Below are 2,840 nucleotides of genomic sequence, written 5' to 3' on the forward strand. Positions count from 1 at the left end.
ATTAATAAATTTATAACTCGAAAGTCTCCTTAAGGTTTCATCCTAATGTGTCTAATTTAGTTTGAAGACGTACAATAAACATCGATTTTTTTTGATCTTATTATCGTCCCGAAATAATCTATTGAGCTTTTAGTTTCTAAAGCCTTTATAAGGTTTGAAATTAGATCAGTTTCATTTGAATATGAAGCCAATACGAAATCAGCAATAGATGGATTAAACAAAACATATTCAAATGTATTTTGTTCACTTTGGTTCCTATTTAGTAAAGATTTTGTAGCCAACTTTCTAACCGCTTCAAAACTTTTATCTGAATGATCTCCTAGATTTACCTTATGAATTTCTAGAAAAGAATAATAAGATCTTCTTAATATATTTTCAGAAATTTTTCCATTGTTAAAGACAGTCAAAAAAGTTAAAGCTCTTATGCAGTCATCTGCTTGATTTTGAAAATAGTCTCTCCAAATTACTTTTGGCTTATTGAGACTTTTAGTAATGTATTCCCAGTAATCATTTGGATCTAAATGTTCTACAAGAGAAGAGTCCAAAATGAACTCAATTATCCGAGGATTAAAATTACGATGTTTTATAATTTCTTTATATCTTTTATTTTGATATATTTTTTCAATAAACTCCTCATTCAAATTTGAATGATATATATGATTATAAAGAATTTTAGCCTTATCTAGATTCGTTAGATTTTCAATTTGAAGTAAATATTCATTCTTACGAATTTTTTCATTTTGGAATATATGACTTAAACTAAATGCTTTATTTAGAATATTCGTTCTTGAGGTAAGGATAAATTTTTTAGAATCATCCTTACGAACTCTATTTATAAATTTCCCAATATGTGAATCTCTTTTATTACTGATAGCATCATACAAATTACTACCCAAGAAATCATCACAATAGAATAGAATTTTCTTTTTTTCTTTCTCTCTAAATAAACTTTCAGCTTCGCTTATATTTTCTTCAATATCACAGAATTCGTATCCTTTAAGGATATAATAAAGAGCTAAATTATCCGCAAGAGTTGTTTTCCCAATTCCTGGTTCGCCAGTTAATATAATTACATTATTTTCTTCTAATATTCTTATCCCTTTATTGTGATTTTCGGTTATTACATATTTATAAGCTACTTCCTCCATGTCACGGATTGTACTTTCACTTCTTCCTTTTATAGCATTATTGAAAATAAAGTCTAACACACTTGTACTTGTTATCCATAATTTAAAATGTTTTTCAACGATGTCTTGATTTTTTCTTTGAGATAAAAATGAATTCAGGTCTTCATTTCCCCAAACATCTGATTCTGAAAGTATATATGGATGAAAAATTTCTTTTATCTGTTTTTTATTTTGTCGAGAAAGCTTTTTTGAAGTGACAAATATATATTTAGCAGGATTAAGTTTTTTTACTTTGCCTAATTCTTCAGATTTTAATTTCGAAATTAACTTATTATAAGGTGTTTCTAGGTAATGCTTACATTGTATAATACCTTCTTTTGTACCAATCCAAAATCTACCATCAACACCACCATCTTTGCCAGATTTAAATATTTCTACTTTTTTATTTATCTCTTTCTGAATTATCGAGGCAATTAAAGCTTCAAATTCTCTGTCATTTAGTTTTGAGAAATCAAATCCCATGATATTGGTTTAATAATCATAATTTAACAAATAAATATAGTTACAAAAATTAAAATTATTAGTAACCATCAAAGTTTTGATTTAGATTACAGCAAACGCACTTGACTCTCCTGCTCCACCTCCACATTGACCTGTGCCATTAGCTCATACAAAGGAATCTGACCGTTCAGCACCTCAAAACTCACGATAAAAGCATAAGGCACTTCCTCTTCCAAATCTTTTTCCCATCCCTTGTGCCCTACAATCTTTGGGCTGAGCTTCCCGATGCAAATCAATTACCAACAACCAGTTCGATCGATTTATTAAGCGGTCTCCATAGACGATGGACAGCATTATTAAAATCACTTTCGGCAGAAGATCTCAAAAGGCAATTCATACACCCGGAAACAAACGAACGGACTTCACTAGAAACAAACATAGGTATTTATGCTTGGCACGGCAATCACCATCTTGCCCATATCGTAAATGCAAAAAAATCTGACGACGCAACCGAATAGACAAGCGGAAATCGAGCGCTTCCTCGCCTAATATTTTCTTGTATGACTAAAAATGCTAAACTCATCATAATCACGATCAGTATCATCACGTTAATAGCTTTGTTTCCTATTTCAATAACAACTTTTGCGTACGGAATGGGCAGTTACGCCGCGACCTGGCTTTATATGGGACTTTATCCCACATTAATAGTAGCGATATTCTTAGCCATCAGAAACGTCAATCTTGGATATTATCTCTTGTATTTCACCGCGCTGACCTATTCCATCTTATTTCTTAAAGACGTCGAGAAATATTTAATGTTCGATATTCGCTCTGAATCCCTTCTGTATGTATTATTTTTGCCTTTCATAGGCACTGTGACCTTGCTAGCTTTGATACCACATTATCTTGTAAGAGCTAAGAAATTCTCAAAATACGTTACTTACACGGCTATATTACTCGCGTGTTTCATTTTCTTCCTCCCTATCATTAGGGGATTTGACGGACAATACACACATCACCTTTTTATTGATGCGGAAATTACTGCAAAGGGAACGGTGATCTTGGAATGTCGTCCTCACTTCGGCGATTCCAGATCGTTTATCCTCGTGTCCGAATCACCCGAATTAGCAGAGGCTGTAAATCGTCAGCAAAAAGTGGACACGATATTTTAAAAACTTAAGGAGTGTTTTCATCAAAAACGTTAGATTTAAT

General features: G+C 31.9%; 4 protein-coding genes. 2 read left to right on the top strand and 2 right to left on the bottom strand.

The annotated features are described in order from the left end of the window. Positions 1 to 56: 56 nt before the first annotated feature. Both FXV77_RS21800 and FXV77_RS22600 read right to left on the bottom strand, forming a co-directional pair. Positions 57 to 1,649, bottom strand: a complete 1,593-nt coding sequence (locus FXV77_RS21800; protein WP_148921361.1) for an nSTAND3 domain-containing NTPase — start codon at positions 1,647 to 1,649, stop codon at positions 57 to 59. Between the two features lie 86 nt (positions 1,650 to 1,735). Then, entirely contained in the window at positions 1,736 to 1,864 is a 129-nt protein-coding gene (locus FXV77_RS22600; protein WP_262713640.1) for a hypothetical protein, read from the bottom strand. Between the two features lie 18 nt (positions 1,865 to 1,882). On the opposite strand from FXV77_RS22600, the gene FXV77_RS21805 reads away from it, so the two are divergent. Continuing rightward, positions 1,883 to 2,146: a DinB family protein gene (locus FXV77_RS21805; protein ID WP_187444218.1), complete on the top strand. Its 264-nt coding sequence runs from the start codon at positions 1,883 to 1,885 to the stop codon at positions 2,144 to 2,146. Between the two features lie 42 nt (positions 2,147 to 2,188). Beyond that, positions 2,189 to 2,800 carry a hypothetical protein gene (locus FXV77_RS21810; protein WP_148921363.1) on the top strand — a complete coding sequence of 204 codons (612 nt, stop codon included), beginning with the start codon at positions 2,189 to 2,191 and terminating at the stop codon, positions 2,798 to 2,800. Positions 2,801 to 2,840 lie beyond the last annotated feature (40 nt).

Origin of the sequence: Sphingobacterium phlebotomi (assembly GCF_008180195.1) — a bacterium.
In the GTDB taxonomy this organism is placed as follows: Bacteria; Bacteroidota; Bacteroidia; order Sphingobacteriales; family Sphingobacteriaceae; genus Sphingobacterium; species Sphingobacterium phlebotomi.

What these genes read in the sequence shown, in the direction of transcription:
- FXV77_RS21800 (WP_148921361.1), bottom strand. Translation starts at nt 1,649, where the DNA reads ATGGGATTTGATTTCTCAAAACTAAATGACAGAGAATTTGAAGCTTTA.
- FXV77_RS21810 (WP_148921363.1), top strand. Translation starts at nt 2,189, where the DNA reads ATGACTAAAAATGCTAAACTCATCATAATCACGATCAGTATCATCACG.